Annotated in this window: 13 protein-coding genes and 2 pseudogenes; 9 read left to right on the top strand and 6 right to left on the bottom strand. The window is 67.9% G+C overall.

Going from position 1 to position 15,281, the window contains the following annotated elements; all coding sequences use genetic code 11:
* The first annotated feature begins 204 nt into the window (after positions 1-204).
* A complete protein-coding gene (locus tag KIV56_RS10800) occupies positions 205-972 on the top strand; it encodes a dienelactone hydrolase family protein (RefSeq protein ID WP_281533456.1) in 768 nt (255 codons plus the stop codon).
* Between the two features lie 25 nt (positions 973-997).
* Here the strand turns inward: KIV56_RS10800 and KIV56_RS10795 are convergent, their stop codons facing one another.
* Complete coding sequence (locus KIV56_RS10795; protein WP_281533455.1) at positions 998-1,588, bottom strand: DJ-1/PfpI family protein; 591 nt, start codon at positions 1,586-1,588, stop codon at positions 998-1,000.
* A 201-nt stretch (positions 1,589-1,789) separates the two neighbouring features.
* On the bottom strand, positions 1,790-2,185 hold the full coding sequence (locus KIV56_RS10790; RefSeq protein WP_281533454.1) for a sortase: 396 nt from the start codon (positions 2,183-2,185) through the stop codon (positions 1,790-1,792).
* A 134-nt stretch (positions 2,186-2,319) separates the two neighbouring features.
* Here KIV56_RS10790 and KIV56_RS10785 point away from each other — a divergent pair, with 134 nt between their 5' ends.
* Positions 2,320-3,786: a peptide MFS transporter gene (locus tag KIV56_RS10785; protein WP_281533453.1), complete on the top strand. Its 1,467-nt coding sequence runs from the start codon at positions 2,320-2,322 to the stop codon at positions 3,784-3,786.
* 215 nt (positions 3,787-4,001) lie between these two features.
* Here the strand turns inward: KIV56_RS10785 and KIV56_RS10780 are convergent.
* Positions 4,002-5,323: pseudogene (locus KIV56_RS10780) on the bottom strand (MFS transporter).
* A gap of 5 nt (positions 5,324-5,328) precedes the next feature.
* On the bottom strand, positions 5,329-5,805 hold the full coding sequence (locus KIV56_RS10775) for a MarR family winged helix-turn-helix transcriptional regulator (RefSeq protein ID WP_281533452.1): 477 nt from the start codon (positions 5,803-5,805) through the stop codon (positions 5,329-5,331).
* Positions 5,806-5,891: 86 nt separating this feature from the next.
* Here KIV56_RS10775 and KIV56_RS10770 point away from each other — a divergent pair, with 86 nt between their 5' ends.
* Together KIV56_RS10770 and KIV56_RS10765 are read left to right on the top strand one after the other, a co-directional pair.
* Positions 5,892-6,755 carry an alpha/beta fold hydrolase gene (locus KIV56_RS10770; RefSeq protein WP_281533451.1) on the top strand — a complete coding sequence of 288 codons (864 nt, stop codon included), beginning with the start codon at positions 5,892-5,894 and terminating at the stop codon, positions 6,753-6,755.
* Positions 6,756-6,764: 9 nt separating this feature from the next.
* Positions 6,765-7,814 (top strand): lipoate--protein ligase family protein, encoded by a 1,050-nt coding sequence (locus tag KIV56_RS10765; protein WP_281533450.1) that lies wholly within the window; start codon positions 6,765-6,767, stop codon positions 7,812-7,814.
* Positions 7,815-7,852: 38 nt separating this feature from the next.
* Here the strand turns inward: KIV56_RS10765 and KIV56_RS10760 are convergent, their stop codons facing one another.
* Positions 7,853-8,209 carry a GNAT family N-acetyltransferase gene (locus KIV56_RS10760; RefSeq protein ID WP_281533449.1) on the bottom strand — a complete coding sequence of 119 codons (357 nt, stop codon included), beginning with the start codon at positions 8,207-8,209 and terminating at the stop codon, positions 7,853-7,855.
* A gap of 34 nt (positions 8,210-8,243) precedes the next feature.
* On the opposite strand from KIV56_RS10760, the gene KIV56_RS10755 reads away from it, so the two are divergent.
* Positions 8,244-9,200, top strand: a complete 957-nt coding sequence (locus tag KIV56_RS10755) for a DNA-methyltransferase (RefSeq protein WP_281533448.1) — start codon at positions 8,244-8,246, stop codon at positions 9,198-9,200.
* A gap of 142 nt (positions 9,201-9,342) precedes the next feature.
* Positions 9,343-10,264, top strand: a pseudogene (locus tag KIV56_RS10750) (LLM class F420-dependent oxidoreductase).
* 144 nt (positions 10,265-10,408) lie between these two features.
* Here KIV56_RS10750 and KIV56_RS10745 read toward each other — a convergent pair.
* Positions 10,409-11,437: a LacI family DNA-binding transcriptional regulator gene (locus KIV56_RS10745; protein ID WP_281533447.1), complete on the bottom strand. Its 1,029-nt coding sequence runs from the start codon at positions 11,435-11,437 to the stop codon at positions 10,409-10,411.
* Positions 11,438-11,740: 303 nt separating this feature from the next.
* Between KIV56_RS10745 and KIV56_RS10740 the strand changes: the two genes are divergently transcribed.
* The 3 genes from KIV56_RS10740 (at position 11,741) to KIV56_RS10730 (ending at position 15,209) form a co-directional block, all read left to right on the top strand.
* Entirely contained in the window at positions 11,741-13,072 is a 1,332-nt protein-coding gene (locus KIV56_RS10740; RefSeq protein WP_281533446.1) for an ABC transporter substrate-binding protein, read from the top strand.
* Between the two features lie 83 nt (positions 13,073-13,155).
* Complete coding sequence (locus tag KIV56_RS10735) at positions 13,156-14,283, top strand: carbohydrate ABC transporter permease (protein ID WP_281533445.1); 1,128 nt, start codon at positions 13,156-13,158, stop codon at positions 14,281-14,283.
* The gene (locus KIV56_RS10730; protein ID WP_432432546.1) at positions 14,280-15,209 is read left to right on the top strand and encodes a carbohydrate ABC transporter permease; all 930 of its coding nucleotides are present in this window, start codon (positions 14,280-14,282) and stop codon (positions 15,207-15,209) included. Before KIV56_RS10735 ends, KIV56_RS10730 begins: the two co-directional genes overlap by 4 nt.
* The last annotated feature ends 72 nt before the right edge of the window (positions 15,210-15,281 follow it).

The raw sequence follows: 15,281 nt of genomic DNA, 5'->3' as shown, positions 1-15,281 counted from the left end.
GCCGCTGTGGTCTGACCACACACTACACGGCGACGGATGCCCGGGTCCACCCCTATTCCCCACCCACCCCTCCCGCCGCGAGAGTACGAAAAGGGCCCCTTCACGTCGTCCGGAGGGGCCATTTTCGTACTCTCGCGGAATCGAACGCCGGAGCCATTGCGATATGGTTCGTCCAACCCGAGCACGCCCAGGCCAGGAGGCGCCATGACCGAGAACCCCGCACCGCTGCTGATCGACCTCGAACTTCCGGCCGCGAACGGCGGAAGCGCCGGACTCCGCGCGGTGCTCGGGGTGCCTGCCGGATCCGGTCCCTGGCCCGGTGTGGTGCTCGTGCACGAGGCCTTCGGCATCAGCGACGCGATGCGCCGCCAGGTCGAACGACTCGCGGCGGCCGGCTACCTCGCACTCATGCCCGACCTCTTCACGGAGGGCGGCGCCCGAAAATGCCTCGTCGCGACCTTCCGCGCACTGACCGCCGGCGAGGGGCGCGCCTTCATCGACATCGAGAACGCGCGACAGGCGCTGATCGCCCGGCCGAACTGCACCGGTGAGGTGGGTGTGCTCGGCTTCTGCATGGGGGGCGGCTTCGCGCTCGCGGCCGCGACGCGCGGGTTCGCCGCGGCATCCGTCAACTACGGCCGGTTGCCGAAGGACCTCGAGGCCGCACTCGAGGGCGCCTGCCCGATCGTGGGCAGCTACGGCGGCAGGGACCGCTCGCTCGTCGGCGCGGCCGCCCGGCTCGAGGGCGCGCTCGAGACTGCCGGCGTGCCGCACGACGTCAAGGAATACCCGACGGCCGGGCACTCCTTCCTCAACGATGCTGACACGGGACCCGCCGCCGTGCGCTTCCTCACGCAGCGTATCCTCGGCGCCGGCCCCGACCCGGAGGCCGCCGCCGACGCCTGGACCCGGATCGAAGCATTCTTCGCCGAGCACCTCGCCCCCGCCGCGGACCCCGCCCCCGCAGACTGACCGGGCCCCCGCAGACTGACCGGGCTCAGCGGGCCGACGTGAGGGCGGGTTCCGCCGGGGTGACACCGGATGCCGCGAGCAGTTTCATGAATTCGCGCATCCAGCTGGGGTGGTCCGGCCACGCCCTGCCGGAGACGAGGTTGCCGTCGACGACGCCCGCGCCGTTCTCGAACACGCCTCCGCCGAGTTCGACGTCGATCTGCAGGGCCGGGTACGCCGAGCTCGTGCGGCCGTGGAGCACCCCGGCGGCGGCGAGCAGCATCGGGCCGTGGCAAAGCGCGGCCACGGGAGCGTTCCGCTCGAAGAAATGCCGCACGATCCGCTTCGCGTCTTCGTCGTTGCGGATGTACTCCGGGGCTCGCCCGCCGGGGACGACGATCGCCGCGTAGTCGGCCGGGTCGACGTCCTTGAACGCCACGTCGGCGTCCCAGGTGTGGCCGAGCTTCTCGGTGTAGGTGTCGAACCCGTCGACGAAGTCGTGCACGACGAACTGGAGCTTCCTCTTCTCCGGCGCGCCGATATGCACCTCGAAGCCCTCCTCGAGCAGCCGCTGGTAGGGGTAGAACACCTCGAGGGTCTCGGCGGCGTCGCCGGTGAGAATGAGGATCTTGGTCATGACGTTCCTCTCTGAACGATGTCGAACTCAGCGCACGGATAGTGCCTGAACGCCTTCAGTGTTCCCCCGACCGGCGAGCCGGGCAAGTGCCGCCGGGCGCAGAGCAGAATGCGGAGACACGCCATGCCCGCATGCATCGGCGCGGACGTGCGCGGACCAGCGCGGACAGACGCGGAGCAGGGCGGACCGGAACGGACCGGCTCAGATGAACATCAACACGACGCCGAGGACCGCCGAAACGAGCCCGGTGCCGAGCAGGATCAACCCGGTCAGGCGCAGGGCCTTGCCCTCCGATTCCGGGGCGTGCGTCACCCCGCGGGATGCGTCACGTGAGTGGTACCAGACCGGCACGTCGTCGCCGGGGGCGAGCCGGTGGCTCTCGTGCGTGTTCGCGGCCCGTTCGTGCACGTCCCCTGAGCGGTCGAACCAGCGGATGACCGTGTGCGATCCCGAGGAGGCGATCACGCCATCCGTCGCGACCCACCCGCCCTTGACTCCGCGGATGGCGAGCCCGAGGACATACAGGACGGCGCCGACGACGAAGCCCACGAGGGTCAGGACCTCGCTGATGAGCCCGACGAGGTCGTGCGTGTCCATTCGCCTCCCGCTCGTCTCGTGCCCGTTCGTCAGGTGCCCGTTCGCCCTGTGACCACGATCGTATCGTGCCCCGGCGGGGTGCCGGGAGAGTCGCCGATGCCCCTGAACCGGGGGGCAGCGGATAGAGTCGATAGATGACCACGGTCGAAAAACCCGTCCCCGTCCACAAAGACCGCAGCTTCTTCGGACAGCCGCGGGCCCTCGCTAATATCTTCGGCGTGGAAATGTGGGAGCGGTTCTCCTTCTATGGGATGCAGGGCATCCTGCTCCTGTACCTGTACTACTCGGCCGCCGAGGGCGGCCTGGGGATGGAGCAGGCGACGGCCGCGGGCATCGTCGGCGCCTACGGCGGAGGGGTCTATCTCTCGACGATCCTGGGCGCCTGGATCGCCGACCGGGTGCTCGGAAGTGAGCGGGTGCTGTTCTACAGCGCCATCGTGATCATGCTCGGGCATCTCGCCCTCGCCCTCGTGCCCGGCATCGCAGGCGTGACCGCCGGCCTGCTCCTGATCGCGGTCGGCAGCGGCGGCCTGAAGGCCAATGCGACGAGCGTCGTCGGCTCGCTGTACACAAGGGACGACCCCCGCCTCGACGCCGGCTTCTCCCTCTTCTACCTCGGGATCAACCTCGGCGCGTTCTTCGGCCCGATCCTGACCGGGCTCCTGCAGACCACGGCCGGCTTCCACTTCGGCTTCGGCCTCGCGGCCGTCGGCATGGCGATCGGGCTCACCCAGTACTCCTTCGGACGCAAGAGCCTTCCCGAGATCGTGCACCAGGTGCCGAACCCGCTTCCGCGCTCGCGCTGGACCCCCTACCTCGTCGGTGCGGTCGCCGCGGTGGTGCTCGTCGTCGTGCTCGTGCTTGTCGGCGTGATCACGGCGGACGGCCTCGTCACCCTCGTGATCGCCCTGACGATCATCGCGACGATCAGCTACTTCGTCGTCATCCTGCGCAATCGCCAGATCAGCATCGTCGAACGCAAGCGGGTCTACGCCTTCATCCCGCTCTTCCTTGCGAGCGCCGTGTTCTGGTCGCTCTCCCAGCAGCAGTTCACCGTCGTCACGATCTACACGGACGAGCGTCTCGACCGGCACCTGTTCGGCTGGGAGATCCCGGTGTCGTGGATCCAGTCCTTCAATCCGGTGTTCATCATCCTGCTCTCCGGCGTCTTCGCCGCCCTCTGGACCCGCTGGGGCAGCCGCCAGCCATCGACTCCGGTCAAGTTCGCGCTCGGCACCGCGGTGATGGGCGTCGCCTTCCTCGGCTTCCTGCCGTTCGTGGGCGGCGGGGCCAACTCCACGCCGATGCTCGCGATGATCGGCATCCTCTTCGTGCTCACGGTCGCCGAGCTCCTGATCGGGCCGGTCGGCCTCGCGCTCACCACGAAGCTCGCGCCCGCGCCGTTCCGCACCCAGATGGTCGCCCTGTTCTTCCTGTCGATCGCACTCGGCACGGCCGTCTCCGGCTGGCTCGCCCAGTGGTACACCGAGGTCCCCGAGACGCTCTACTTCAGCGTGATCGGCGGCGTCGCGATCCTGTTCGGTATCGGCCTCGCGGTCTTCGCCCGGCCCGTACTCCGCCTCATGGGCGGCGTGCGCTAGCGAGGTTCCTCCCCGGCTGCCGCGGTCACCGTCGCGCCGGTTTCGGCGGCCCGCTACCGGAACGGCGGGCGCGGCCTGCCGAAACCGGCGCGGGCGCGGCCCGGCGAGCGGATCCCGAGGGCCGGGCTCCCGGCATCCGCTCGCCCCGGTTGCGGCCGGGAGCAAGCACACGGCCGTGCCCTGGCGCACGACACTGCTGCGGTGCGCGGGCGGAGCTAGCGGGTCGCCTCGATGATCGCAATCTCGCGGGTGGCGGTTTCGCGGTCGATCGGGGCGGGGTCTAGCCCGTCGCCGTCATGGCGCACCAGGACATGCGGAAGCTCGCTGCGGCGATATCGCACCCGCAGGCTGCGATACCTGATCAGCCAGAACAGCATGGCCCCCGCGGCCAGGACGCCCGAGAGCGCCGCGACGCCGAGCGCCCACCGCGGGCCGAACTGGTCGGCCACCCAGCCGACGAACGGGGCGCCGAGGGGAGTGCCGCCGGCGAAGATGGCCATGTAGAGCGCCATCACCCGCCCGCGCATGGCCGGCTTCGTTGTGGTCTGCACATAGGCGTTCGCGGTCGTCATCAGGGTGAGTGAGAACAGCCCGACGAACACGAGCGAGACCGCGAAGCTCAGGTACGTCGGCATCACCGCGGCGATGCCGCAGGACAGCCCGAACAGCGCGGCGCCGGCGACCACGAGGCGCAGGCGGGGGCGACTGCGGCGTGCCGAGAGCAGCGCGCCGGCCACGGAGCCGATCGCCATGATGGAACTGAGCAGCCCGAACTCGCCGGCGCCCATGTGGAACTCGATCGTCGCCATGGTCGCCGTGAAGATCGCGAAGTTGAGCCCGAACGTGCCGATCAGGAAGACGGCGATCAGCACGACGATGATGTCTGGCCGATGCGAGACGTAGCGGAATCCGGCCATCAGCTGGCCGCGCTTCCGGGGGCCCGTGGCTGCGACCGCAGCTCGCTCGTGTGCAGCAGGGTCATCGCGAACACGGTCGCCGCAAAGGTGACGGCGTTGATCAGGAACACCCAGCCGGCGCCGACCGCGACCGTCAGGAGGCCGGCGACGGCCGGGCCGATCAGGCGGGCGCCGTTGAAGGACGCCGAATTCAGTGCGACCGCGTTGGAGAGGTTGCTGTCTGGCACGAGCTCGGAGACGAAGGTCTGGCGTGCGGGAGAGTCGATGGCCGCGACGACACCGAGGCCGAGCGCGAAGAGATAGACGTGCCAGAGCTGGGCGACGCCGGTCACGACGATCAGGCCGAGCCCCAGCGCGAGCACGCCCATGAGGCTCTGGGTCGCGATCAGCAGCTTGCGCCGGTTGAACCGGTCGGCGATGAGGCCGGACCAGGGCATCAGCAGGAGTTGCGGTCCGAACTGCAGGGCCATCACGATGCCGACCGCCGTCGCGTTGTGGTCGGTGAGCATGGTCAGGACGATCCAGTCCTGGGCCGTGCGCTGCATCCAGGTCCCGACGTTCGACACCAGGGCGCCTGCGAACCAGATCCGGTAGTTCGGGACGCTCAGGGAGCGGAACATGGCACTCAACTGTCGGTGAGCTCCTTCATGACCGTGATGGCCGCGGAGAGCACCGTGCGCTGCTCGGGGCTGAGCCGGTCGATGCGCACGGCGAGCCAGGCATCCCGGCGATTACGGGTCTCGTGCATGAGCGTCCGGCCGGAGTCGGTCACCGTCAGGATGATCTTTCTACCGTCGTCTGTCGAACCCGCCCGGTGCACGAGACCCGCCGCGACGAGCGCGCCGACGGTTCGGCTCATCGACGGCGGTGTCACGCGCTCGTGCTCGCTGAGTTCGCGGAGCGTGAATGGGCCGTTGAAGAAGAGCGAGCCGAGCGCAGAGAACTGGCTTGCGCTCAGTTCGTTGTCGGCCTTCTCCTGGCGCAACCGGCGCGCGAGACGGCCGTTGGCCACCCGGAAGTCATGGCTGAGTTCGGCAATGGTCGGCCGGTGGCCGGCGTGGGTGTCCGGCGGGGTCACGGCCGGTTCGAGCATGGATTCCATAGCACAACAGTGTAACCGTTTAGCGATGCTAAGTATTCCCGGAATTCTGTCCCCGCGGGGCGTATCCGTTCTGCCAGACTGGCGGCGTGCCCACCTACACGGATGACTATGGCGTCGCCTTCGAGTACTACGTCTGGGACGTGCCGCGCCCGCGCGCCATCGTCCAGGTGGTGCACGGGGTCGGTGAACACGCCAACCGCTACACCGAGCTCGTTGGACGGCTGAACGAGGCCGGCTACACCGTCTACGCGGACGACCATCGCGGCCACGGCCGGACCGGGCTGCGGCAGTACGCGGGGGACGCGTCCCGGCTCGGGCGCCTCGGCCCTGGTGGGCTCCGTGCGGCCGTCGCGGGCGTGCACCAGCTGACCGGCATCATCCGCTCGAAACACCCCGACCTGCCCCTCGTCCTGCTCGGGCACAGCTGGGGTTCGTTCATGGCGCAGATGATCGTGAACGACCATGCGGATGACTATGCCGCGGTCGTCCTGACCGGAACCGCCTACCGCTGGCCGGGCTACCTCAACGGCGGTGACCTCAACGCCCGGCACAAGCATCTCGGAACGACCGGCGTCGAATGGCTCAGCCGCGATCCCGCGGTCGCGGAGGCCTTCGTCGCCGACCCGCTCACGACAACGACCCCCCTCGCGAAGCTCTTCGGCCTGCGGGAGGCCGCCCGACTCTTCGGTCGGCCGGCCCGCGGACTTCCGCCCGACCTTCCGCTCCTGATCCTGGTCGGCGGCGACGACACCGTCGGTGGGGAGCGCAGCGCGACCATGCTCAAGGACGCATACGCGCGTCGCTCAGGACTGCGTGACATTCACCTCGTGGTATATCCCGGTGCACGGCATGAGGTGTTCAATGAAACGAACCGCGCGGAGGTCTTCGCCGATCTGATCGGCTGGCTCGATAGTCAGTTACCCCCTGGGGCCGGGGGAATCGACGGTTAGGCTGGCCTCATGCATGGTGAATACAAGGTCCCCGGTGGCAAGCTCGTGGTCGTCGACCTGGACGTCGTCGACGACACGATCATCAATTTCCGGCTCGCGGGGGACTTCTTCCTCGAGCCCGACGACGCCCTCGGGGCGATCAATGCGGCCGTGACCGGCCTCCCCGCGAGCACGGATGCCGCGAGCCTGGCCGCCGCCGTGCGCGCGGCCCTGCCCGCCCACGCGGTGCTTCTCGGTTTCTCGCCGGAGGCGGTCGCGGTTGCGATCCGCAGGTCGCTCGCGCAGGCGAGTACGTGGCGCGACTACGACTGGCAGCTCGTGCACTCCAAGGCCGTGCCGCCGGTGATGCAGATGGCGCTCGACGAGGTGCTCGCGATCGAGGTCGGGGAGGGCCGGCGCCAGCCGACGCTGCGGATCTGGGAATGGACGGAGCCCGCCGTCGTCATCGGCAGCTTCCAGTCGCTCCGGAACGAGGTCGACGCCGAGCAGGCTGCAGCCCACGGCTTCACCGTCGTCCGCCGGATCAGCGGCGGCGGCGCCATGTTCATGGAAGCCGGCTCGGTCATCACGTACTCGATCTACGCCCCCGCCGCGCTCGTGCAGGGCATGACCTTCGCCGATTCCTACGCGTTCCTCGACGAGTGGGTGCTCACTGCGCTGCGCTCGCTGGGCATCGACGCGCACTACCAGCCGCTCAACGACATCACGAGCCCGACCGGCAAGATCGGCGGTGCCGCTCAGAAGCGTCTCGGCAGCGGTGCCGTGCTGCACCACGTGACCATGAGCTATGACATGGACGGTGAGAAGATGGTGCAGGTGCTGCGCATCGGTCGCGAAAAGCTCAGCGACAAGGGCATCACGAGTGCCGTCAAGCGGGTCGACCCGCTCCGCAGCCAGACCGGCCTCAGCCGTGCCGAGATCATCGACCGGATGAAGCAGACGTTCACGTCCCTGTACGGAGCCGTGGACGGAGACATCACCGAAGCGGAATACGCCGCGGCCGAGGCGCTCGTGGCGAGCAAGTTCGGCACCGACGAGTGGATCGCCCGCGTCCCCTGAGGCAGCGAGTCCGCGCGAATCGGCGGGACGAGCGCGCCCTACTGGCCGCGGGTCAGCAGGTCCTGGTATTCGGCGTGCTTGTCGATCCACGCGACGACGTACGGACAGACCGCGACGACCGTCAGGTCGGTGCGCTCCCGCATGTCGTCGAGGGCGTGTTCGACGAGGATACTCGCGAGGCCTTCGCCCCGGTGCCGGGGGTCGACCTCGACGTGGGTGAAGAGCACCCGCGAGCCCTCGATCACGTAGTCGGCGAAACCGGCCGTCGTTTCCCCGAACATCAGGCTGTACCGGGAGAGGGCCGGCTCGTGCCGGACGGTGGGCTGCGCGGAATCCTGCGTCGTCGCATCCGCCGGAGTCGTCGTCGATTCGGTCGTCGGGGAGTCTGTAGTCATCCCCATAGAGTAGGCCGACTGACACAATGAGGGAATGCCAACCGCGTGGTCCCCGTCCTCCCCCAACCGTGTCATCCGTGCAGACAACCTCGAAATCCTGCCGTCCCTCCCCGAGGGGGCGTTCACGCTGATCTACCTCGACCCGCCCTTTAACACCGGTCGAAAGCAGAATCGGCGCACGACGACGTCCGTGCGGGTGCTCCCGGCGAGCGAAGCACCCTCCGAAGCTGGCCCGGGCTCCGTCCCCCGGAATGGGGTCCCTGTGACTTCGCCCCGGGCGGGCGGTTTGGCGGCGTCCGGCACGATCACGGGATTCAAGGGGCAGCTGTACGAGCGGATCAAGGGCGACCTGCTCGGCTACGACGACCAGTTCGAGGACTACTGGGCGTTCCTCGAACCAAGGCTGATCGAAGCCTGGCGCCTCCTCGCCGAAGATGGCACCCTCTACCTGCACCTCGACTACCGAGAGGCGCACTACGCCAAGGTGCTCCTCGATGCGCTCTTCGGCCGCGACTGCTTCCTCAACGAACTGATCTGGGCATACGACTACGGCGCGAAGTCCAAGAACCGCTGGCCGACCAAGCACGACACGATCCTCGTCTACGTGAAGAACCCCCAGCACTACTACTTCGACTCGACGACCGTCGACCGCGAGCCCTACATGGCGCCCGGCCTCGTCACGCCGGAGAAGGTCGCCCGCGGCAAGCTGCCCACGGATGTCTGGTGGCACACGATCGTGTCGCCGACCGGCAAGGAGAAGACCGGCTACCCCACCCAGAAGCCGGTCGGCATCCTGCGGCGGATGATCCAGGCCTCGAGCCGCGAGGGGGACTGGGTGCTCGACTTCTTCGCCGGAAGCGGCACGACGGGCGCCGTCGCCGAGTCCCTCGGCCGCCGCTTCCTGCTCATCGACCAGAACCCGGAGTCCATCCAGGTGATGCGCACCCGGTTCGCCGCCCTGCCGGAGGTCGAGTTCCTCGACGCATCCTGACCCGCAGGTACGCGGCCCGTACTTTCGGCCGCCGCGCTGCATGAGGTGTCGCATATCGAGGTTCGCGGGGCCTGCGAACGTCGATATGCGACACCTCAGGCATGAATGCGCGGCGATTCGGGCCGTCTGGGAGACTGAATGGATGAGACTCCGCATCTTCACAGAACCCCAGCAGGGCGCCAGCTACGACGACATCCTCGCGGTCGCTCAGGCGACTGAGGCGCTCGGGTTCGACGCATTCTTCCGCTCCGACCATTACCTGGCCATGGGCGGCAGCGGACTTCCGGGACCGACGGATGCCTGGACGACGCTCGCCGGACTTGCCCGCGAGACCAGCCGCATCCGCCTGGGCACCCTCGTCTCCTCGGTGACCTACCGGGCGCCGGGGATCCTCGCGATCCAGGTCGCCCAGGTCGACCAGATGTCGGGCGGACGGGTCGAGCTCGGGCTCGGCACCGGCTGGTTCGAGAAGGAGCACCTCGCCTACGGGATCCCGTTCCCCGCCAAACGCTTCGGCATGCTCGAGGAGCAGCTCGAGATCGTCACCGGGCTCTGGGAGACCCCGGTCGGTGACCACTACAGTTTCACCGGCGAGCACTACACCCTCGTCGATTCGCCGGCCCTGCCGAAGCCCGCCCAGGCGCGCGTTCCCGTGATCGTCGGCGGCGGCGGGGCGAAGCGCACCCCGGCCCTCGCGGCTCGGTTCGCGACCGAGTTCAACCTGCCGTTCCCCGAGTTCGCGGACATCCCCGGCAAGTTCGCCGGCGTGCGGGCGGCGTGCGCGGCGATCGGGCGGGACCCGGGGAGCCTGCACTACTCCGTGGCGCTCATCGCTGTCGCCGGGCGGGACGAGTCCGCGTTCGTGCGTCGTGCGGCCGCGGTCGGCCGCGAGCCTGCCGAGCCTGCGCGAGCACGGCCTCGCCGGTACCGCCGCGGAGGTCGTCGACCGCCTCGGAGCCCTCGCCGAGGCCGGCGTCGACACGGTCTACCTCCAGATCATGGACCTCGCCGACCTGGACCACCTCGACTTCATCGCCCGCGAGGTCGCACCCCAGCTCCCCTGACCGCGTCCCAACCCCGCTCGTCCCTCAGGAGGTGTCGCATATCGAGGTTCCGGGGCGCCGGGAACGTCGATATGCGACACCTCACGCAACTCGTGAGCGGGCGCGCGCGCGGGCGCGCGGGCGGGGCGGATGCCGCGGGGCGGGTCAGGCGGACTCGCGCAGCACCAGGCTCGTCGGCATGATGTTGCGGTGCGGCACGGTCTCGTCGTCCGCGAGCAGGCGCAGGAGCAGGTCCGCCATCGCGAAACCCATCTCCTTCGAGGGCTGGCTCACGGTCGTCATCCCGATCGACCCCGAGATGGCAGCGGGGCTGTCGTCGTACGCGACCACCGCGATGTCCCTGGGCACGGCGCGGCCCTGCTCGGCGAGGACGCCGAGCGCGCCGGTCGCCATCAGGTCGCTCGCCACGAAGAGGGCGTCGATGTCCGGGCAGCGCTCGAGCAGGCGCCGGGTGGCCGCTGCGGCACCGGCGGCCGTGAAGTCGGCGTGCTCGACGGCATCGGTCGCGAGGCCCGCGTTCTCGAGCACACGGCGGAACCCGGTGAGGCGGTCGATACCTGCCGGCATGTCGACGGGCCCGGTGATCGTGCCGATCCGGCGCCTGCCGATGTCGACAAGGTGCTGGACGCCGCTCATGGAGCCCGCGATGTTGTCGACGTCGACGAAGTAGTTGTTTGCGCCGGAGTCATTGGTGGGGCGCCCACCGAAGACGACCGGCATCGTGGATTCGAGGTCGGCGACGAAGCTGTCCCCGGTGTGGTGCGAGATGACGAGCGCCCCGTCGACGTTGCCCGCGCGCAGGTAACGCATGGTCTTGTGACGCGGGTCAGTCGAGGCGACCAGAAGGTTGAGCGTGTAGTCGCTTTCGTCGAGGCGCTGGGTGATGCCCTGCACGACGGCGGCGAAGTAGGGATCGCCGAAGAATTTCGTCATGTCCTCAGGCACGACGAGGGCGACCGACTGGGTCTGCCGGCTGGCCAGTGAGCGGGCAGCGCGGTTGGGCACGTAATTGAGCCGTTCGATCGCGGCCGTGACGGACACGACGACCTCCGGCCGCACCTTGGGCGACCCGTTGACGACCCGGCTCACCGTGGCTCGGGACACGCCTGCCTCAGCCGCCACCATTTCGAGCGTCGGCTGCGGCGGACGCGCGTTGCGGACTCCCATTGTCATGGGGTCATTCTATTTGGGTGCGCGCGACCCGCTGGTACGCCGCGGCCAGGGCGCCGTCCCGAGGCGTGCGCGGGCTCTCCCCGAAGCCGCGACCGAACGGGTTTCGTGTCGCCTTGACAAGGACTCGGTGGAGGACCTAGTGTTGCGTTGATCAGTGAGAGCGCTCTCATACCCTAAATGAGAGCGCTCTCACACCACATTCGGTGCGTGCCTCTCGCTGAGAGCCACTCGTCGGGCGCCGGTCGCTCGCAACACACATTTCTCGCCTTACACACGCACAACCACGCACACAAAGGAGTGACAGTGAAGTTCTCACGACGCACCAAGGTCGGGGCAGCAGTAGCCTGCGCCGCATCCTTCGCCCTCATTGCGACGGGTTGTTCATCGGCAGGAACCGGCACCTCAGCCGGTGCCTCCCCGGTCGAACTGACCGTCACGACGTTCGGCACCATGGGCATGGATGCTCTCTACGCACAGTACGAGGCCTCGCACCCCGGCATCACCATCAAGGCGAACAACATCGACACCGGCGCCAACGCCCAGACGGATGCCTTCACCAAGATCGCGGCAGGAAGCGGCCTCTCCGACGTCCTCGCCGTCGAAGAAGGCTGGCTGGGCGCGATTCAGAACGTCTCGAGCCAGTTCACCGACCTCAAGGCTTATGGTGCCGATTCGGTCAAGGACCGTTGGGTGTCGTGGAAGGTCGCCCAGGCCACCGACAAGGATGGCCGCATCATCGGCTACGGCACGGACATCGGCCCGGAGGGCATCTGCTACAACAGCAAGGCCTTCGCAGCAGCCGGTCTTCCGACCGACCGCGCCGCGGTCGCGACCCTGCTCGGGGGCAGCGGCTCCACCTGGGACAAGTACTTCGCAGTGGGCGAGCAGTACCAGAAGGCAACCGGCAAGGCGTGGTTCGACCAGTCCGGCTTCATCTGGAACTCGATGGTCAACCAGCTCCCCGAGGGTTACTACACCAAGGACGGCAAGCTCAACGTCGAGAACAACGCAGATCTGAAGTCCGCCTGGACGAAGCTCGCCGCCGCGAACGCGGCCGGCCTCTCCGCCAAGCAGACCCAGTGGGACTGGAACAAGGGCACGTCGTTCACCGACGGCACCTTCGCGACCTTCATGTGCCCGGGCTGGATGCTCGGAGTCGTCCAGGGCCAGGTCAAGACTGCCGGCGGCGACGCCGTTGGCGCGACGGCCGGCTGGGACTTCGCCGACGTCTTCCCCGGAGGAGCCGCCAACTGGGGCGGTTCGTTCCTGACCGTTCCGACGCAGTCGAAGCACCCGAAGGAAGCCGCTGAACTGGCCACCTGGCTGACCGACGCCAAGCAGGAAGTCGCCGAGTTCCAGACGGCAGGTGCGTTCCCGAGCGTCACGGCCGCCCAGACCGATCCTGCACTCGCCGCGGGGACCGGCATCTCGGCGTTCTTCAACGACGCACCGCTCGCATCCATCCTGAGCAAGCGTGCCGACGGCGTGAAGGCCCAGTACAAGGGACCGGATGACTCCACGATCCAGGAGAAGGTCTTCGGACCGTCCACGATCTCCCTCGATCAGGGCGTGTCAGGCGACAAGGCCTGGTCAGACGCCATGACGCTGTTCAACCAGCTCATCGTCAACAAGTAGGCACGTAGCCAGCATCCGCTTGCCGGGCTCTCCCACGCCGCACTCCGGCGCAGGAGGGCCCGGCTTGAATGCAGAAAGCCACCATGACACTCACACGTGAACCAGAACTCAGCAGCCCGCCGCGGCCAGACCGCACCGGTCGCAAGAGCGCCCTCACCTACAAACATCGGCTCAGCCGCCTGGATGTGAAGCTCTCGCCCTACCTGTACATCTCGCCGTTCTTCGTGCTCTTCGGCGTCGTCGGCCTGTTCCCGCTGGTGTACACCTTCGTGGTTTCGCTCAATAAGTGGAACCTGCTGAGCGGACCGGGGGAGTGGGTCGGCTTCGACAACTACGCCGCCGAGCTGAACGACCCGCTGTTCTGGAACTCGCTGTTCAACACGATGAGCATCTTCCTGCTCTCGAGCATCCCGCAGCTGATCGCCGCGACCTTCATCGCCGCGGTCCTGGACCAGAACCTGCGCGCCAAGACCTTCTGGCGCATGAGCGTCCTGATCCCGTACGTGGTGACCCCGGTCGCCGTCGCCCTGATCTTCTCGAACATGTTCAGCGAGCAGAACGGCATGATCAACCACCTCCTCAGCTTCGTCGGCGTCGATCCGGTCATGTGGAAGACGGATGTCTTCCCCAGCCACATCGCGATCGCGAGCATGGTGAACTGGCGCTGGACCGGGTACAACGCCCTCATCCTTCTCGCCGCCATGCAGTCTGTGCCGCGCGATATCCACGAATCGGCCGCCCTCGACGGTGCCGGATTCTTCCGCAGGTTCTTCTCGATCACGCTGCCGAGCATCCGCCCCACCATGATCTTCGTGATCATCACCGCCACCATCGGGGGCCTGCAGATCTTCACGGAGCCGCGCCTGTACGACGCGACGACCCCGACGCCGGGCGGTGCCCACCGGCAATTCCAGACCACCGTGCTCTATCTGTGGGAGATGGCGTTCCAGCGGCAGAACTTCGGCAAGGCCTCGGCCGTCGCCTTCATCCTGTTCATCATCATCGTGGCGTTCGGCGTGCTGAACTTCCTCATATCTCAGCGCATCGCCACCACTGATTCCCGCACGGACGTGAAGTCCGCGAAACGGGTGCTGCGGCGCAAGGCCGCGGCCGACCGGGAGGAAGCCCTGGCGGCATCCACCGCGGGCCTGCCTGTTGATTCCCCTCCATCCAGCACGCTTCCCTCCGGCGCGAAGGAGCCCAGATCATGACCGGCACACTCACCCCCACTCCCACCGAGCCGGTTCGCCCGGCCCGGCCCGTCAAGCCCCGTGCCGAGAAGAACCCCGCGGGGCGGATGAAGGGCCACAAGGGCCTGGGGATCGACAGACGACCCGGTTTCCTCACGTACGGCATCCTGCTCGCCCTGTTCCTCGGTGGTGCGTACCCGCTCTGGTGGTCGGTCGTCGTCGGCTCGAGCTCGTCATCCGTCTTGAGCCAGGAATGGCCGCCGCTCCTCCCGGGCGGACAGTTCTGGGTCAACGTCGCTGCCGTTTTCGACACGATTCCGTTCTGGCAGGCGCTGCTCAACAGCGTCGTCGTGTCGACGATCATCACGGTCTCGGTGGTCTCGTTCTCCACGCTCGCCGGCTACGCCTTTGCGAAGCTGCGCTTCCGCGGCAGCAATGGACTGATGGTCTTCGTCGTCGGGACGATGGCGATTCCCACCCAGCTGGGGATCATCCCGCTGTTCATCCTGATGCGCCAGTTCGGCTGGACCGGTACCGTCGGTGCCGTCATCGTCCCGACCCTCGTCACCGCGTTCGGTGTGTTCTTCATGCGGCAGTACCTCGTCGACGTCATCCCCGACGAGCTCATCGAGGCCGCCCGCGTCGACGGCGCGAACATGATCACGACGTTCTGGAACGTCGCCGTTCCCGCGGCACGACCGGCGATGGCGATCCTGTCGCTGTTCACCTTCATGATGGCCTGGACCGACTTCCTCTGGCCGATGATCGTGTCCCCGCAGAACCCGACACTCCAGGTCGCGCTCAGCCAGCTCCAGTCCGCCAAGTACGTGGACTATTCCGTCGTGCTCGCCGGAGCCGTGCTCGCGACCCTGCCCCTGCTGATCCTGTTCGTCCTGGCCGGCAGGCAGCTCATCTCCGGCATCATGGCGGGCGCCGTCAAGGGCTGATCGTCGCCCGACCAGAAACGCGAAAGCGGGTAAATCGTCGTTCTCAGTGTTCGAAAACGACGATTCACCCGC

The organism is Cryobacterium breve (assembly GCF_027594785.1).
Taxonomy (GTDB): domain Bacteria; phylum Actinomycetota; class Actinomycetes; order Actinomycetales; family Microbacteriaceae; genus Cryobacterium; species Cryobacterium breve_A.
The sequence above is the reverse complement of the archived record's forward strand: the minus strand, read 5'-3'. Positions and strand labels throughout refer to the sequence as shown.